Annotated in this window: 14 protein-coding genes and 1 pseudogene; 5 read left to right on the top strand and 10 right to left on the bottom strand. The window is 66.0% G+C overall.

The features are described from left to right. Positions 1 to 9: 9 nt before the first annotated feature. The 9 genes from truB to CFB49_RS07875 all read right to left on the bottom strand — a co-directional run bounded on the left by truB (position 10) and on the right by CFB49_RS07875 (position 12125). Positions 10 to 942, bottom strand: coding sequence for a tRNA pseudouridine(55) synthase TruB (gene truB, locus CFB49_RS07915; protein WP_089491083.1), 933 nt, complete (start codon positions 940 to 942; stop codon positions 10 to 12). A gap of 13 nt (positions 943 to 955) precedes the next feature. Next, on the bottom strand, positions 956 to 1354 hold the full coding sequence (gene rbfA / locus CFB49_RS07910; protein WP_050012484.1) for a 30S ribosome-binding factor RbfA: 399 nt from the start codon (positions 1352 to 1354) through the stop codon (positions 956 to 958). Positions 1355 to 1468: 114 nt separating this feature from the next. Beyond that, positions 1469 to 4390, bottom strand: coding sequence for a translation initiation factor IF-2 (gene infB / locus CFB49_RS07905; protein ID WP_069621368.1), 2922 nt, complete (start codon positions 4388 to 4390; stop codon positions 1469 to 1471). A 91-nt stretch (positions 4391 to 4481) separates the two neighbouring features. Further along, complete coding sequence (gene nusA / locus CFB49_RS07900; RefSeq protein ID WP_006476166.1) at positions 4482 to 5957, bottom strand: transcription termination factor NusA; 1476 nt, start codon at positions 5955 to 5957, stop codon at positions 4482 to 4484. Beyond that, complete coding sequence (gene rimP / locus CFB49_RS07895; protein WP_011351796.1) at positions 5957 to 6415, bottom strand: ribosome maturation factor RimP; 459 nt, start codon at positions 6413 to 6415, stop codon at positions 5957 to 5959. Before rimP ends, nusA begins: the two co-directional genes overlap by 1 nt. Positions 6416 to 6850: 435 nt before the next feature. Continuing rightward, entirely contained in the window at positions 6851 to 8602 is a 1752-nt protein-coding gene (gene rluB, locus CFB49_RS07890; protein WP_089491082.1) for a 23S rRNA pseudouridine(2605) synthase RluB, read from the bottom strand. 60 nt (positions 8603 to 8662) lie between these two features. Further along, complete coding sequence (gene scpB, locus CFB49_RS07885) at positions 8663 to 9673, bottom strand: SMC-Scp complex subunit ScpB (protein WP_089491081.1); 1011 nt, start codon at positions 9671 to 9673, stop codon at positions 8663 to 8665. A gap of 272 nt (positions 9674 to 9945) precedes the next feature. After that, positions 9946 to 11148 carry a pyridoxal phosphate-dependent aminotransferase gene (locus CFB49_RS07880; protein WP_089491437.1) on the bottom strand — a complete coding sequence of 401 codons (1203 nt, stop codon included), beginning with the start codon at positions 11146 to 11148 and terminating at the stop codon, positions 9946 to 9948. A 74-nt stretch (positions 11149 to 11222) separates the two neighbouring features. Then, complete coding sequence (locus tag CFB49_RS07875; protein WP_069621365.1) at positions 11223 to 12125, bottom strand: LysR family transcriptional regulator; 903 nt, start codon at positions 12123 to 12125, stop codon at positions 11223 to 11225. 431 nt (positions 12126 to 12556) lie between these two features. Between CFB49_RS07875 and CFB49_RS07870 the strand changes: the two are divergent. After that, a pseudogene (locus tag CFB49_RS07870) lies at positions 12557 to 12952 on the top strand (transposase); the annotation flags it as partial. Between the two features lie 202 nt (positions 12953 to 13154). After that, positions 13155 to 13406 (top strand): hypothetical protein, encoded by a 252-nt coding sequence (locus CFB49_RS36720; protein WP_069621364.1) that lies wholly within the window; start codon positions 13155 to 13157, stop codon positions 13404 to 13406. A 193-nt stretch (positions 13407 to 13599) separates the two neighbouring features. Here CFB49_RS36720 and CFB49_RS07860 read toward each other — a convergent pair whose 3' ends face one another. Then, positions 13600 to 13917 carry a hypothetical protein gene (locus CFB49_RS07860; RefSeq protein WP_069621363.1) on the bottom strand — a complete coding sequence of 106 codons (318 nt, stop codon included), beginning with the start codon at positions 13915 to 13917 and terminating at the stop codon, positions 13600 to 13602. A gap of 160 nt (positions 13918 to 14077) precedes the next feature. Between CFB49_RS07860 and CFB49_RS07855 the strand changes: the two genes are divergently transcribed. From CFB49_RS07855 to CFB49_RS07845, 3 genes are all read left to right on the top strand, one after another. Further along, positions 14078 to 14794: a YdcF family protein gene (locus CFB49_RS07855; RefSeq protein WP_089491080.1), complete on the top strand. Its 717-nt coding sequence runs from the start codon at positions 14078 to 14080 to the stop codon at positions 14792 to 14794. A 221-nt stretch (positions 14795 to 15015) separates the two neighbouring features. Then, positions 15016 to 15288: a hypothetical protein gene (locus CFB49_RS07850; RefSeq protein ID WP_069621361.1), complete on the top strand. Its 273-nt coding sequence runs from the start codon at positions 15016 to 15018 to the stop codon at positions 15286 to 15288. A gap of 136 nt (positions 15289 to 15424) precedes the next feature. Further along, a complete protein-coding gene (locus CFB49_RS07845) occupies positions 15425 to 15682 on the top strand; it encodes a hypothetical protein (protein WP_006476176.1) in 258 nt (85 codons plus the stop codon). The last annotated feature ends 31 nt before the right edge of the window (positions 15683 to 15713 follow it).

The raw sequence follows: 15713 nt of genomic DNA, 5'->3' as shown, positions 1-15713 counted from the left end.
CGCCTCGCATCACTCAGCCGTCACGACGAGCCGTTCCGGTGCGAGCACGCCATTCGCCTTGCGCGCGACACCGAGCAGCCGCGTTGCGTCGTACACGCGCACGCGCTCGCCTTCGGCCGCATCGATCGAATCAAGCGCCGACAGCGGGAGGCGCTGCCCGTGGAGGAAGCGCTTCGCGCTTGCTTCGTCGAGACGCACCAGCGGAAACGTCGACAGCAGCGCATCGACCGGCTGCAGCCATGCATCGCGCGCCGATTCGGCAGCGTCCGACAGCGCGTCGAGCGTCACCGCATGCTCGAGCGTCAGCGCACCGACGCCCGTGCGACGCAGCATCGTCAGATGCGCGCCGCAACCCAGCGCCTCGCCGATATCCTCGGCCAGCGTGCGCACATACGTGCCTTTGCTGCAGGTCACGCGAAACGTCACGTCGGGCAACTCGCAAGAGAGCAGTTCGAGCGCGTGGATCGTCACGTTGCGACCTTCCCGCTCGACGGTCTGACCAGCGCGCGCATATTCATACAGCGGCTTGCCGTCGCGCTTGAGCGCCGAATACATCGGCGGCACCTGCACGATGTCGCCGGTGAAGCGCACGAGCGCGGCTTCCACCGCCGCCCGATCGCATTCGACCGGCCGCGTGTCGATTACGTCGCCTTCCGCGTCGCCCGTGGCCGTGCGCTGGCCGAGATGCATCGTCGCTTCATAGGTCTTGTCGGCGTCGAGCAAATCCTGCGAAAACTTGGTCGCTTCGCCGAAACACAACGGCAGCAGGCCCGAAGCCAGCGGATCGAGCGTGCCGGTGTGGCCGGCCTTCTTCGCAAGAAGCAGACGCTTCGCGCGAATCAGCGCATCGTTGCTGGACAGGCCGACCGGCTTGTCCAGCAGAAGAACGCCGTCCAGCACGCGCCGAGGCACGCGCGGACGTTGGGGTGCTGCATTCGTCATAGGCCCGTCGAGCTCAGTCGTCCTTGGCAGGCGCGTCGGCCTCGTCGTCGTCCTTCGCGCGAGTCGAGTTCGCTTCCTTGATCAGGCGCGACATTTCGACGGCCTTCTCGATCGTCTGGTCGTAATGGAAATGCAGCGTCGGCACCGTATGAATGTGCAGGCGCTTGAACAGCAGGTTGTGCAGGTGACCCGACGCATGGTTCAGCGCCTCCTGCGTCTTGTCCGGATCGCCGGTGAGCGCCGTGAAGTAGACCTTCGCGTGCGCATAGTCCGGCGTGAGTTCCACGCTCTGGATGGTCACGATGCCGACGCGCGGATCCTTGACCTCGCGCATGATGAGTTCGGACAGATCGCGCTGAATCTGGTCGGCGATCTGAACGTTGCGATTGGGGGAAGTACGTTTCCTGGACATGATCGATCCGTGATCCGTTTATCAGGATGAAGCGACGGCCGCTTTCGGCACGCCACCATGAAAATGGGCGGGACAGGCCCAAGCCTGCCCCGCCCATGAGCCGATGCGCGACGATTACAGCGTACGCGCGACTTCGGTCACTTCGAAGACTTCGAACTGGTCGCCTTCGACGATGTCGTTGAAGTTCTTCACCGACATACCGCACTCGAAGCCTTGCTTCACTTCCTTCACGTCGTCCTTGAAGCGCTTCAGCGATTCGAGTTCGCCTGTGAAGATCACGACGTTGTTGCGCAGCACGCGCACCGACGACGAGCGCTTGACGATACCGTCCGTCACCATACAGCCGGCGACCGTGCCGATCTTCGGTACCTTGAAGACCTGGCGCACCTCGACCATGCCGGTGATGACTTCGCGCTTCTCCGGCGCCAGCATGCCCGACATCGCCGCCTTCACCTCATCCACTGCGTCGTAGATGATGTTGTAGTAGCGGATATCGATACCGTTCGCCTCGGCCAGCTTGCGTGCCTGAGCGTCCGCACGGGTGTTGAAGCCGATGATGACCGCCTTCGATGCCGTCGCGAGGTTGACGTCGTTTTCGCTGATGCCACCGACCGCGCTGTGCACGATCTGCACGCGCACTTCGTCGGTCGACAGCTTGAGCAGCGACTGCACGAGCGCTTCCTGCGAACCCTGCACGTCGGCCTTGATGATGAGCGGCAGGTTCTGCACTTCGCCTTCGCCCATCTGCTCGAGCATGCTTTCCAGCTTCGCGGCCTGCTGCTTCGCGAGCTTCACGTCGCGGAACTTGCCCTGACGGAACAGCGCGATTTCACGTGCCTTGCGCTCGTCCGGCAGCACGATCACTTCCTCGCCCGCACCCGGCACTTCCGACAGACCCTGGATTTCAACCGGGATCGACGGGCCGGCTTCCTTCGTCGGCTTGCCGTTCTCGTCGAGCATCGCACGGACGCGGCCGTAGGCCGTACCCGCCAGCACGATGTCGCCGCGGTTCAGCGTACCGGACTGCACGAGGATCGTCGCGACCGGGCCTTTACCCTTGTCGAGCTTCGCTTCGATCACGATGCCCTTGGCCGGCGCTTCGACCGGTGCCTTCAGTTCCAGCACTTCGGCCTGCAGCAGCACGTTCTCGAGCAGATCGTCGATACCCGCGCCCGTCTTCGCCGACACCGGCACGAACGGCGAATCGCCACCGTACTCTTCCGGCACGACGCCTTCCGCGACCAGCTCCTGCTTGACGCGATCGGGGTTCGCATCCGGCTTGTCGATCTTGTTGATCGCGACGACGATCGGCACGCCGCCCGCCTTCGCGTGGGCGATGGCTTCCTTCGTCTGCGGCATCACACCGTCGTCGGCTGCCACCACCAGCACCACGATGTCGGTCGCCTTCGCGCCGCGTGCACGCATTGCCGTGAACGCTTCGTGACCCGGCGTATCGAGGAACGTGATGACGCCACGCGGCGTTTCGACGTGATACGCGCCGATGTGCTGCGTAATGCCGCCCGCTTCGCCCGCAGCCACCTTCGCGCGGCGGATGTGGTCGAGCAGCGAGGTCTTGCCGTGGTCGACGTGACCCATCACCGTGACGACCGGCGGACGCGGCAGTTGCTCCGCATCGGTACCGGTTTCGCCTTCGACGAGCAGCGCTTCCGGATCGTCCAGCTTCGCGGCAACCGCGCGGTGGCCCAGTTCCTCGACGATGATCATCGCCGTTTCCTGGTCCAGCACCTGGTTGATCGTGACCATCTGGCCCATTTTCATCATCACCTTGATGACTTCGGAGGCCTTGATCGACATCTTGTGCGCGAGATCGGCAACCGACACGGTTTCCGGCACGTGCACTTCGCGAACGATCGGTTCGGTCGGCGCCTGGAACGACGATGCGCTGTCCTGGTGACGGCCGCGCCCCTTCGGGCCGCCGCGCCAGCCGCGGTCCACGCCGCCGCTCGAGTCGCCGCGCGTCTTGATGCCGCGGCGCTTCGATGCGTCGTCCTGCCAGCCGCCCTTGCCTGCGCCCGGCTTCTTGTTGCGGTCGCCCGCACCTGCCGGCGCCTGCGTGGTGGCCGGAGCCGCCGCACCAGCCGGCTTCTTCACGGCCGGACGCGCCTGTGCGCCTTCCGGCTTCGCCGGCTTGTGCAGCGTGCCCTTCGCTTCAGCCGGCTTCGGCGGCTCGACCGGCTTCGGCGGCTCGACTGCCTTGACCACGGCCTTGCGCGGCGTGTTCATCATTTCGCGGATCGCGCGTGCTTCGGCTTCTGCCGCCGCGCGACGCTTGCTGATCTCTTCCTGCTCGGCGCGCGCCTTGTCGGCTGCCTCGCGGGCAGCGTCCTCGGCCTTCTTCGCCGCTTCGCGCTGGGCCGCGCGTTCGGCGGCTGCGCGTGCTTCGTCCTGCGCGGACTGCGTCGGCGTCGCTTCCTGCTCGGCAGCAGCAGCCTGCTGCGCTGCCGCCTGCTGCTGGGCTGCGGCGGCTTCCGCCGCGGCACGCTTCGCCGCCGCTTCTTCCTCGGCGCGACGGCGCTCGGCCTCGGCCGCTTCCTCGCGGGCGCGACGTTCGGCTTCCTCGCGTTCGAGGCGTTCCTGACGCTCGCGCAACTCCTGCGCCTGCTTCTCGAGCAGCTCGGCCTCGCGGCGCGCCTCTTCCTCGCGACGCTTCAGTTCTGCATCGTCGTCCGCTTCGGCGACCTGCGCCTGACCCTGTTCCGCACCATCGGCCACGTCGTCGCGCTTGACGAACGTACGCTTCTTGCGGACCTCGACCTGAATGGTGCGAGCCTTGCCCGTCGCGTCAGATTGCTTGATCTCCGACGTATGCTTGCGGGTCAGCGTGATCTTGCGCTTGTCGCCGTCGGTTGCGCCGTGCGACTTGCGCAAATGATCGAGCAGACGCGCCTTGTCCGTTTCGGACAGCGCATCGTCTTCACTCGCTTTCTGGACGCCCGCTGCCTGCAGCTGTTCGAGCAGCACACCAGCAGGCATTTTCAGTTCCGCGGCAAATTGGGCTACGTTGTTACTCGCCATTCATTCCTCTTAGTGCAAGGACCGATTCCTTGCGGTTAGCATCGGGTCAGGCCATACGGCCGCCATCAAATCAGTGCGCCATGGTCATTTCTCACTGGAACCAATGTTCACGTGCTTTCATGATCAACGCCTTAGCGGCATCCTCTTCCATTCCGGTCATGTCGACCAGTTCATCTACAGCCAGCTCGGCGAGATCGTCGCGCGTCTGCACGCCGTGTTCGGCCAGCTTCGCGAGCAGCTCCGGCGTGATGCCGTCGAGGCTCTTGAGATCCAGCGCTGCGTTCTCGACCTTTTCTTCGTTCGCGATGGCCATCGTCAACAGCGCGTCGCGTGCGCGATTGCGCAGTTCGTGCACGGTGTCCTCGTCGAACGCTTCGATTTCGAGCATTTCGTTGAGCGGCACGTACGCGATTTCTTCGAGGCTCGTGAAGCCTTCGTCGATCAGGATGTCGGCAACTTCTTCGTCGACGTCGAGACGCGCCATGAACAGCGCACGCAGCCGGTCGCGCTCTTCGCCCTGCTTCAGCGCGGATTCGTCCGGCGTCATGATGTTGATCTGCCAGCCGGTCAGTTCGCCGGCAAGGCGCACGTTCTGACCGCTGCGGCCGATCGCGACAGCCAGTTCGTTCTCGTCGACGACGACGTCCATCGAATGCTTTTCTTCATCGACGACGATCGACTGGACGGCTGCCGGCGCGAGCGCGCCGATCACGAACTGGGCGGGATCTTCCGACCATAGCACGATGTCGATGTTTTCGCCACCGAGCTCGTTGCGCACGGCCTGCACGCGGGAACCGCGGATACCGACGCAGGTGCCGATCGGATCGATCCGCTTGTCGTACGCGATCACGCCGATCTTCGCGCGCACGCCCGGGTCGCGGGCGGCCGCCTTGATCTCGAGCAGGCCCTGCTCGATTTCCGGCACTTCCATCTCGAACAGCTTCATCAGGAACTCGGGCGCCGTGCGCGACAGCTCGATCTGCGGGCCGCGCGCGGTGCGGTCGACCTTCGCGATGTACGCCCGCACGCGGTCGCCGACGCGGAGGTTTTCCTTCGGGATCAGCTGATCGCGGCGCAGCAGCGCCTCGACCCGGCCCGATTCGACGATGAAGTTGCCCTTGTCGAGGCGCTTCACCGTACCCGTCATGATCTTTTCGCCACGCTCGAGGTAGTCGTTCAGGATCTGCTCGCGCTCCGCGTCGCGCACCTTCTGCAGGATCACCTGCTTCGCGGCCTGCGCGCCGATGCGACCGAATTCGATCGACGGAACGGGTTCCTCGACATACTCGCCGACTTCGACGTCGGGCTTCTGCTCACGTGCTTCGAACAGCAGGATCTCGCGATCCGGCTCCTGCAAGCCTGCCTCGTCGGGTACGACGAGCCAGCGACGGAAGGTTTCGTGCTCGCCGCTTTCGCGATCGATATGGACGCGGATTTCGGCGCCTTCGTCGAACAGCTTCTTGGAAGCGGACGCAAGCGCAGCCTCGAGGGCGCCCAGCACCACATCCTTGTCGACGTTTTTCTCGCGCGCCAGCGCATCCACCAGCATCAACACTTCGCGACTCATTATTTGCGGCTCCTAAAGTCAACTTGCGGAATCAGGCGGGCTTTGTCGATATCGGCCAGCGTGAAATCCAGCATGGCTGCCTCGCCCTTCTTCCCCTCAAATTCCAAACCGATCGTTTCGCCATTCGGCGCGTGCAGAATGCCCCGGTACGTCTTGCGCCCGTCCAGCGGCTTTTTCAAGGTCACGGAAACTTCGCTGCCGGCGAAGCGCTCGAAGTCGGCCAGCTTCTTCAACGGGCGGTCGAGCCCCGGGGACGAGACTTCGAGCCGTTCGTAATCGATGTTTTCGACCGTCAAGACGTGCTGGAGCTGACGCGTGACCTTTTCGCAATCTTCGAGCGAGATGCCGGCAGGCTGATCGATATAGATGCAAAGCATGCCGCGCCCGGTGCGCTCGAGATCCACCAACTCGTAGCCGAGCCCGGTGACCGTGGTTTCTATCAGTTCCGTCAGTTGCACAGTGTCCTCTCAGGTGTTCGCGCCCGCCGCTCGCGATTCACCCGCGGGCGCGCGCCTTAGCCGGCGCAGGAAGCGCTACCCGAGATGCCTAACCGTTTCAGCAAAAAAAAATGGGCGGAACGCCCATCTTCTCTTACTGGTGGTCGCACCTGAGCCGCACATTGAATCCGTACGCCCAGCGACTCCGCGATTATAGCGATTTTTGGCGCAAACGCCAAGCCAGCCGGTAAAAGCAGCGCGTCGACTGCCTTTACGGGCCGAAAATGCGAAATCGGGCTGCCCGATCGACCGGCGCCACCTTACCGCACCTGTGATCGTCGCTGTCGCGACACCCGACATGGCGGCAGCCGAAACCCGTCAACGCGATCCGCCGTGTCGCCCCAACCGGCCGGCGAACCGGCGGCGTAGCGCCGCCGAACGCCAATCCAATAGCGCTCAGCGGCCGCGCGTACGACTGCGCTGCGGACGCTGACCGCCGCGCGGGCCGCCGTTGCCGGCGCCTTCGGCACGATTGCCGTTCGGGGTGCGATTGCCGCCGCCCTTGCTGCCGCCGCGCTTGCCGCCCGCGCCATCGCGCTTCGGACCCGCGCCATACGACGCGCGATTGCCGTCGACGTCGCGGCCGCCGCCTGCGCGGTTGCCGTCGCGGCCGCCGCCCGTGCGGTTGCCATCACGGCCGCCGCCCGCACGGTTGCCGTAACCCGACGGCGCGACCGGCAGGCTGCCGTAGCCGCTCAGGCCCGGCAGGCCCGGCCCGCCGCGTCGGCCGCCGCCGCGACGCGGCTGGTCGAGTTGCCCGTGCGTCGTCAGCACCGGCTCGCGGCTGATGAAGCCCATCGACGTCTGCATCGGATCAGGCTGGCGACGCTCAGCCGGACCGGCAGCCCCGCGCTTGCCCTTCTCCTCGGCCGGCGCCTTCAGGCCGACGGTCGCCATCAGCTTGCGCACCTGCGCGTCGTCGAGCTCTTCCCAACGGCCGCGCTTCAGGCCGCGCGGCAGCGGAATCGGGCCGTGACGCGTACGGATCAGCCGGCTCACCATCAGGCCGACCGCCTCGAACATCCGGCGCACTTCGCGGTTGCGGCCTTCGGCCAGCGCGACGTGATACCAGTGGTTCGTGCCTTCGCCGCCGCCATCGCGGATGCGCAGGAAATTCGCCGGACCGTCGTCGAGCTCGACGCCGTGCAGCAGCTTCTGCCGCATGCCTTCGGCCAGCTCGCCGACGACGCGTACCGCGTACTCGCGCTCGACGCTGTAACGCGGATGCATGAAGCGGTTCGCGAGATCACCGGAAGTCGTCAGCATCAGCAGACCTTCCGTATTGAAGTCGAGGCGGCCCACTGCAAGCCATTTCGCCGTCTTCATCGGCGGCAGACGGTCGAACACCGACGGCCGGCCTTCCGGATCCGCGTGGCTGACGATCTCGCCCGTCGGCTTGTGATACAGCAGCACGCGCGGCGGCTTGTTCGGCAGCTTGCGCTTGACCGGCTTGCCGTTGATCCGCACCTGGTCGGTCGGCATGATCCGCTGGCCGATGTGTGCGGGCTCGCCGTTCACCGACACGCGGCCGGCGACGATCAGCTCTTCCATTTCGCGGCGCGAACCCATGCCCGCCTCCGCCAGCACCTTATGGAGCTTCGGCGCGTCGTCGTCCGGCGACAGCACGCGCTTGTTCGCCGGCTGGCTGCGGCCGCGGCGCAGCATCGGCGCACGCACGCCACTGCCGCCCGCGGAGTTGTCCGCGTCGAAGGCAGGCGACGTCACGTAGGCGAACAGTTCGTCCTGGGACGCATCGCCTTCCGCTGCCTTCGCCGGGCCGCCTTCAGCCTTCGCCGCACCGCGACGGCCCTGCCCGCCCTGGCCACCCCTGGGCGCGCCTTCGCGCTTGGCGGCCGGCTTGCGACCGCCCTTGGCCGCGCCTTCCTTGCGCGGCGCACGCGCCGGCGGCGCGTCGGCAGCGTCGGCCGGCTGCGCATCCGCGCCCTCGGCACCCGGCTGCTCGCCTTCGGCGCCCTTCGACTTGGCCGCCGCGCGACGCCGCGCGATCAGGCTGCGCGGGCCGCGCCGCAGACCGCGGCGAGGACGCTCGTCGCCACCCGCGGCCGAAGCATCCTGCTCCGGCGCATCGTCGGCACGCGCTGCCTGCACGGCAGGCGCGGACGATTCAATATCGTGGATATCTGTCAAAACAACCTCAAAATGTCAGGTCTCGCGCCCGGCGCGGGCGCGGCAAGAAGTTGGCCGCGATCAGGCGCGACGCTGTTCGGGTTCTGCTTCGTCGTCCGGCAGCGCGTCGGCGCCGATGGGCGCATTCGCGCTTCGCACGGCATCCGCGAGACTGTCGGACGTGTCGTCCAGCGTCTCGTCGTCCGCAGGACGGGAGCGAAATGCGTCGGCCTGATCGGCCTCGCCGGGCATGTCGCCGGCAGCTTCCGCTCCGTCTCCGGCAGCCGCTTCGGCGGCCGGCTTGCGATCTTCCTCGCTCCAATCCGCACGCTGCGGCTCGGGCTGCACATCGGTCGGCACTGCTTCGGCGCCAACCTGTTCCGTCTGTTCCGTTTGCCCGCGATCAGCATCGAGCGTATCGCGACTCGGAATTTCCTGCGTCGACGCGACGTGGGCCGCGGCATCGCCGGCCCCGTCGGCGGCTGCTTCATCCGCCAGCGCCTGCGGCGCGTCGGCCGACGGCATGTCGCCGTCGAAATCCATCGCCTGCTGCGCGAGCAGCGCGGCCTCGATGTTCGCGGCCGGCTCCTCGAGCGCGGGCAGGTCGTCGAGCGCCTTCAGGCCGAGATCGTCGAGGAACTGCTTGGTCGTCGCGTACAGCGCCGGACGCCCCGGCACGTCGCGATGACCGATCACCTCAATCCAGCCGCGATCCTCGAGTTGCTTGACCACCTGCGTATTGACCGTGACGCCGCGAATCTCTTCGATGTCGCCGCGCGTGACGGGCTGCCGGTACGCGATGATCGCGAGCGTTTCGAGCACCGCGCGCGAATATTTCGGCGGCTTCTCGGGATGTAGGCGATCCAGATAATGACGCATCGCCGGCTTGCTCTGAAAGCGCCACCCGGTCGCCAGCGCCACCAGTTCGACACCGCGACCGGACCAATCCTGTTTCAGATCTTCGAGCAACGTGCGGACCGTGTCAGCCGACACGCCGTCGGCAAAGAGCTTGCGCAAATCGCCGAGCTTCAGCGGTTCCTGCGCACAGATCAAAGCAGTCTCGAGGACGATCTTCGCCTCTTGGGTATTCATGCAGCTAGGCCAGACCCTGTGGTCAAACGAACCGGATCAACAAACAGACGAAAGGAACGGAAGACGCGCTCGCCCGATTCTGATCGGTCATATTGATGGGAGCACGAACCGGGGGCGGCGAACCAACTTCAGGCCAGGCCCAAACCGGACGGAACAGCACGGCTCAACGACGGAGCCGCGTGACTGAACGCCATATTACGCAAAATTGCCCGGTGCGTAAAGATGAGCGGAACAGGCCACCGCCCGGGCGGCACACCCGCTCCGCCCCCGCTTCAGCGAGCGCCCGCGCCATGCGCGAGGAACCGGCGCAGCCGCTCGACGCCCGCGTCGAGCCGCGCCGGATCGCACGCATAACACCAGCGCACGAACCCTTCCCCCTCCGGGCCGAACGCGCGCCCGGGCGCCAGGCCGAGCCCCGCGTCGCGCACCAGCGTCTTGCAGAACGTCAGGCTGTCGGTCGCGCCCGGCAGCCGCAGGAACAGGTACATCGCGCCTGGAGGAGGCGGCACCTCGACGCCCGGCAGTGTCCGCAGCGCGGCGACCAGGTGGTCGCGCGCGTCGCGCAGCGCCGTGACGAACGACCGCACGAACGGCTCGCCGTCGCGCAACGCGACCTCGGCCGCGGCCTGCACGAAGCCCGGCGCGCACGACGTGTTGTATTCGACGAGCTTCGACAGGTCGCCCATCACCGACGCCGGCGCAATCAGCCATCCGAGCCGCCAGCCCGTCATCGCCCACGCCTTCGAAAATGAATTCACGACCACGACGCGCTCGTCGCGCGACGCGATATCGAGGAACGACGGCGCGCCGCCGTCGTCGAAGGCAAGCCGCTCGTACACCTCGTCGGCGACCAGCCAGATGCCGTGACGACGGCAATGGGCGAGCACGGCCTGCTGATCGTCGCGGGACATCGTCCAGCCGGTCGGATTGTTCGGCGAGTTGATCAGCAGCATCCGCGTATCGGGCGTCAGCGCCGCGAGCAGCCGGCCGACATCGAGCTGCCAGCCCGCGTCGCCGTAGCCGAGCGGCACGCAATCGACCTGGGCTCCCAGAATCTTCGGAATCTCGACGAGATTCGGCCACAGCGGCGTGACCGCGACGACACGCTCGCCCGGCCCGACCAGCATCTGGGCAGCCAGCATCAGCGCGCTCACGCCCGAACTCGTCACGGCGACCGTGTCGGCCGCCGTCGCACCGTGGCGCGCGCTGACGTAGGCCGCGATCGCGTTGCGCAGCGGCGCCGTGCCGAGATTGTGGGTGTAGAAGGTCGCCCCGTCGCGCAGCGCCGCCGCCGCCGCGTCGCGGATGAAGTCCGGCGTCACGCGATCGGATTCGCCGAACCAGAACGGCAGCATGTCCGGCACGCCGAAGCCGGCGTTCGCGACCTCGCGAATCAGCGACGGCCGCAGCGCGTGCACCGCGGTGCGCGCCGCCGGCTCGTCGTTCGCCGGGAAAAAACCTGCGGAATGCGTCATCGAGAACACCGCGGAGAAACACGATCCGCGTAGTGTACCGGCCGGCAAGCCGGACCGGCGCACGGCGGCGCACGTCAGTCGAGATCCTCGGCCCTCGCCGGCATCTGCCGCACGAGCTCCCAAATCGCCTGCGCGGCGGGCGACAACGACCGGTCACGGCGGCGCACCAGCTCGACGGTTCGTTCGGTGCGCGGCGTGAGCGGCCGTGCGACCAACGTGGAGCCGGCAGGCAGCGGCAGCGACAGCCACGGCTGCACGCTCACGCCGATACCGGCCTCGACCAGCCCGAACACGGTCGCCGAATGCCCGAGCTCCTGCATGACCGTCGCGTTGACGCGATGCGCGGCCAGCGCCGCGTCGATCAGCGGCCGGCTGCCCGACGCATGATCGAGCAGCACGAGGCGCTCGCCGTCCAGCGCCGTCCACGGCACCTCGGCCCGCGCCGCAAGCGGATGGTCGGCGCGCGCGACGAGGCAGAACGAATCGGTCATCAGCGGCTCGCAGACGATATCGGCAACCGTCAGCGGCCCGATCACGACGCCGAAGTCGACTTCGCTCGACTTCACCTTGCGCAGCACGTCGCTCTGCACGTCGTCGCGCAGGCCGAGCGTCACGAACGGGAACTGACGTTCGCACGACGCCACCACGCGAGGCATCAGCCTGCATGCGATCGTCGGGCTTGCCGCGACGATCACGCGCCCGCGACGCTGCTCCCCAATCTCGCGAATCTCGCGCAGCGTGTCGTCGAGATCGTCGAGCAGGCGCGACACGCTTGCGATCAGGTTTCCGCCAACGTCGGTCAGTTGCACGTCGCGCGTCGTGCGGTCGATCAGTTTCAACCCGAGTTCGGCCTCGAGCTCACGCACGCAACGGCTGACCGCGGACTGCGTGAGCCCGATCTCGTCACCCGCCCGACTGAAGCTCTTGAGCCGCGCGACCTCGATGAACACGCGAAGCTGGCGCAGCGTAACGTTCATGTCCCGACCTCATCAATCGCCGATATCGATGCGTGATTCTAATGTGCGAAGCCGTCTACGGTGAGCGAATCCGGCCCCCTTCGTCCATGTTTCGCTGCGGTGCAATACATTCGCAAACGCACGTGACATGGGCGAATTGCACAAGATTGGTGATTGTCCCGATTTGCTGACGGGTTATTTTGGCGTCTTATACGCCCCTAGCTGACTTAGCCGTTAGCTCGCTGCCAAGCGGCTCTCGAGGGATTCACCTCCGACATGGCACGCTTCGTGCATTACCTTGCGCACAGGGTGCAGGTTTCGTCGGACGGAAGAGCAGAAACGCCGCTGCCGGCCAACCGGACGCCCCCACCCGGCACTCGAGGATCGAGTGCTTGAAGAGTGCGCGGCGCAGGGCAGCGCACCGGAGTTAGCTTCGCTGAGGTGAGGACATGATGCTGTTCGACGATTTGAGAGATAACGAGTGGGCGCTGGTCGAGGGTCTGTTTTGCTCGGAGCCCGCGCGGAGCGAGCGGCGCGGCCGTCCCCGCGTGGAAGCCCGGTCGGTGGTCAACGCCGTGCTGTGGGTGCTGTCGACGGGTGAAGGCTGGTCGAAACTGCCGGGCCGCTATCCGTCCCCGCCGACCTGCCGCCGCCGCTTCGACGAATGGCAGGCGGACGGTACGCTCGCCGAAATCGTGAAACGACTCGGCACGAGCGGCCGGCAAATCTCGCTGCGCGGACGCATCGGCGCAAGCGCGGCGAAGCCGCCCGCGCCGCCGAGCCGCGACCGGCTGCGCGGCGCCTTCTGGACCAATCCGGAGTCCTGGCGCGCGCCCGTCAAGATGGCGTAACGAATGCTCGATCGGGCGGCTGCGGCCGCCCGGTGTCTTTCTGCGATGCGACCTCATTGCAACGCATGCGTTGTCGTCGATTCCCGTTGTCGTGCCGCGAAACATCTATTTACCAATATTTACAGCAAGCCTGCACTCCCACGCTTACCTTAGCGTCATATCAACAGGCCGCACGGACGGCTTGAGAGGGAGCCCCGCCATGAAAACAATGTCACTGCTCGTTGCATGCGGCATTGTCGTTTCCGTGGCGCTGGCCGCCCCTGTCCATGCCGACGATCGCATGAAGCCGCCCCATCGCCAGCAGGATCATCGCAACACCCTCCGCCAGCCGCCGGCCGCGAATCCATCGAGCCGGCAAACCGTGCCGCGCGGCGACTTGCGCGGCGACATCGCGAGCAATGCTCGGGCGCGGATCGGCTCACAGCCGCCCGGCATGTCGCGTCATCCGTAGTCCTGCCGATTTCGAGATTTCGCCAAAGAAAATGCCCGGATCCGGGAACTGCACCGCCTGCGGCGAGTCACAACGTTGCCATGAGCACAGCGTGGCAGCAGCAAAAGTATCCGGTACGCCCGTATCCTCGCGATACGGGCTTTTTTTTGCATCGCCGGCCTGCGCGGCGACGCACGGGGCGGGATGAAGCCTGCTACAGGCGGCTTTCGAGAATCGCCACGGCGCCCGCTTCGCTCAATGCGTAGTCGTCCATGCGGCGATCAGTCCAGGAAAGTAATTTCTCGGCACGCTCGAGGCGCGAGAATTCGGCTCGACCGCTTTCGGTCAGTACGGCAATGTCAACCGGTGCATGAAAGCCCGGTGCGGGGGCAACGGTCTTCTGCCTGACCGTGTCCATCAGCCCGAGCGATCGGAGATACTCGAACACGCCCGGGCGGCGTGCCCACGGTACCTGGCGGTACTGCACTCGTCTCAATGCGTCGAGCACCGCTTCGTTGGAATACGTGGCCATCTCGATTCTTTCTTAAAGTGCAGCGACAATGCGAAGCGGCGCACCGGGCGGGGTCTCCGCCCGCCGAAACCGCCACCGATTCTGGAGGCCAACGTTGTTCGGCGTCGCGTCAGGGCCGTATCGTCAGCCGTCCATAAAAAGACACCATACCCCAATCAAATTGATTCTGTTCGATTCATTTGTACTTCTCTTCATCGGTTTCATGCTCTGCCGCAAGCAGCGTCGAACCCTTTCGATCGCCGCCGCCGCGCTGTTCTGGCTGCTCGCGACGGGCTGGCTCGCGGCGCCGCTGATCGCCTGGACCGAGGCCGGCGTCACGCCGGTCGAGCACCCCGACATGCACGGGCGCACTACGCTGATCCTCATCGGCGCCGGCACGCGCCGCACCGACGCCGGATTGCAGCCGCCGCCCGACGGCGTCGCGCGCATCCGCAAGATTGCGGCGCTCTATCGCACGTGCCGGCAGCAGGCCGAGCGCTGTACCGTCGTGATGTCGGGCGGCGACCCGCAACATCACGGCGACACGGAGGCGGCCGTCTACGGACGCCAACTCGTCGCACAAGGCGTGGCGCCCGCCGACCTCCTGCTCGAACCGAACAGCCGCACGACCTACGAAAACGCGAAATTCACTGCATCTATACTACGCTCACAGTATGACGACGCGCGCATTCTCGTCACGTCGTCGTATCAGATGCGCCGCGCCCTGCTCGATTTCCGCCGCTTCGGCATCGATCCGCAACCCGTTTATGCGAATCTCCGCCACGCGCAGACGGGCTGGCTGCCGCGCTGGCGGAATGTGGTCAACGCCGAGCACGCGCTGCACGAGCTGGTGGGAATCGCGCAATTCCACGTGTATCGCTGGCTCGGCTGGTTTTGACGACACCAGGAAAACCGGCGAGAAAATCACGGCGCCACCCCGAATGGCTGACGCGTGACGAAGTACGCGAAGTGTTGCGCGACTTCAACGGGGCCTTGCGTCGCGCGACGATCCGGTGCACATTGATCCGTCACTTTTGTTACACTCGACACGCACTCGACTGCAGTCGCCAGACAAAACGGCAACACTCGGGTTCATCACCACTTAGCGGAGGTAAAGCAATGAAGAAGACGTCCCTGGCTATCCTGGTAGCGATGTCGGCGCTGACTGGCGCAGCGTATGCGCAAGAGAGCACGCAGATTCAAACCATCACCGATCCGGCCAAGATCGCCGAGATCGAGCAGCGCGCGCAAGCGCTGCAACAGCAACAAGCGGCCGAAGCGGCTCAGCCGGCGGCGCAGGAAGAGCACCACCACGGCAAGAAGGGCGCGCATCACAAGGCAGCGAAGAAGGCCGCCAAGAAGGCGAAGGCTGCAGACGCTGCCAGCCAGTAAGTTCGGCGGCACCGCACCAGCGAAAAGCCGAATCCGGGCAACCGGGTTCGGCTTTTTTGGTTGCGGCGCCTGCGCGCTGTGCTAAAGTCGCGCACCGAAATTTTCCACCCGTGCGCACCCCGGTGCGGAGGACAGCATGAGCAACATTCAACTCGACATCGAGTGGACCGAAGCCGCCACTCGCCAGATCAAGCAACTGATGCCCCGCGGCTCGGACGACGCGTTTCTCGCGCTGCCGCCGATCGAGTGCCTGCCGATGGAGGGCGACGTGCTGTTCCTCGGCCCGCAAGGCAAGCAGCAACCGTTCATCGTGGCCGAGCGCCAGTATCACCATGACGGCGACGCCGACTGGACGATCATCCTGATCCTGGACGTACCCAGCGCGTCGCACTGACGCGCCGCCGCGACCGGACACGTCCGGTCGC

It is taken from the genome of Burkholderia sp. AU17457, from assembly GCF_002223255.1.
Lineage (GTDB): Bacteria > Pseudomonadota > Gammaproteobacteria > Burkholderiales > Burkholderiaceae > Burkholderia > Burkholderia sola.
Note: the sequence above shows the minus strand (reverse complement) of the source record. Positions and strands in the feature narration are given on the sequence as shown.

What these genes read in the sequence shown, in the direction of transcription:
- CFB49_RS07860 (WP_069621363.1), bottom strand. Translation starts at nt 13,917, where the DNA reads ATGGCCACGTATTCCAACGAAGCGGTGCTCGACGCATTGAGACGAGTG.
- CFB49_RS07880 (WP_089491437.1), bottom strand. Translation starts at nt 11,148, where the DNA reads ATGACGCATTCCGCAGGTTTTTTCCCGGCGAACGACGAGCCGGCGGCG.
- CFB49_RS36720 (WP_069621364.1), top strand. Translation starts at nt 13,155, where the DNA reads ATGAAAACAATGTCACTGCTCGTTGCATGCGGCATTGTCGTTTCCGTG.
- CFB49_RS07845 (WP_006476176.1), top strand. Translation starts at nt 15,425, where the DNA reads ATGAGCAACATTCAACTCGACATCGAGTGGACCGAAGCCGCCACTCGC.
- CFB49_RS07875 (WP_069621365.1), bottom strand. Translation starts at nt 12,125, where the DNA reads ATGAACGTTACGCTGCGCCAGCTTCGCGTGTTCATCGAGGTCGCGCGG.
- CFB49_RS07850 (WP_069621361.1), top strand. Translation starts at nt 15,016, where the DNA reads ATGAAGAAGACGTCCCTGGCTATCCTGGTAGCGATGTCGGCGCTGACT.
- rbfA (WP_050012484.1), bottom strand. Translation starts at nt 1,354, where the DNA reads ATGTCCAGGAAACGTACTTCCCCCAATCGCAACGTTCAGATCGCCGAC.
- infB (WP_069621368.1), bottom strand. Translation starts at nt 4,390, where the DNA reads ATGGCGAGTAACAACGTAGCCCAATTTGCCGCGGAACTGAAAATGCCT.
- scpB (WP_089491081.1), bottom strand. Translation starts at nt 9,673, where the DNA reads ATGAATACCCAAGAGGCGAAGATCGTCCTCGAGACTGCTTTGATCTGT.
- truB (WP_089491083.1), bottom strand. Translation starts at nt 942, where the DNA reads ATGACGAATGCAGCACCCCAACGTCCGCGCGTGCCTCGGCGCGTGCTG.
- nusA (WP_006476166.1), bottom strand. Translation starts at nt 5,957, where the DNA reads ATGAGTCGCGAAGTGTTGATGCTGGTGGATGCGCTGGCGCGCGAGAAA.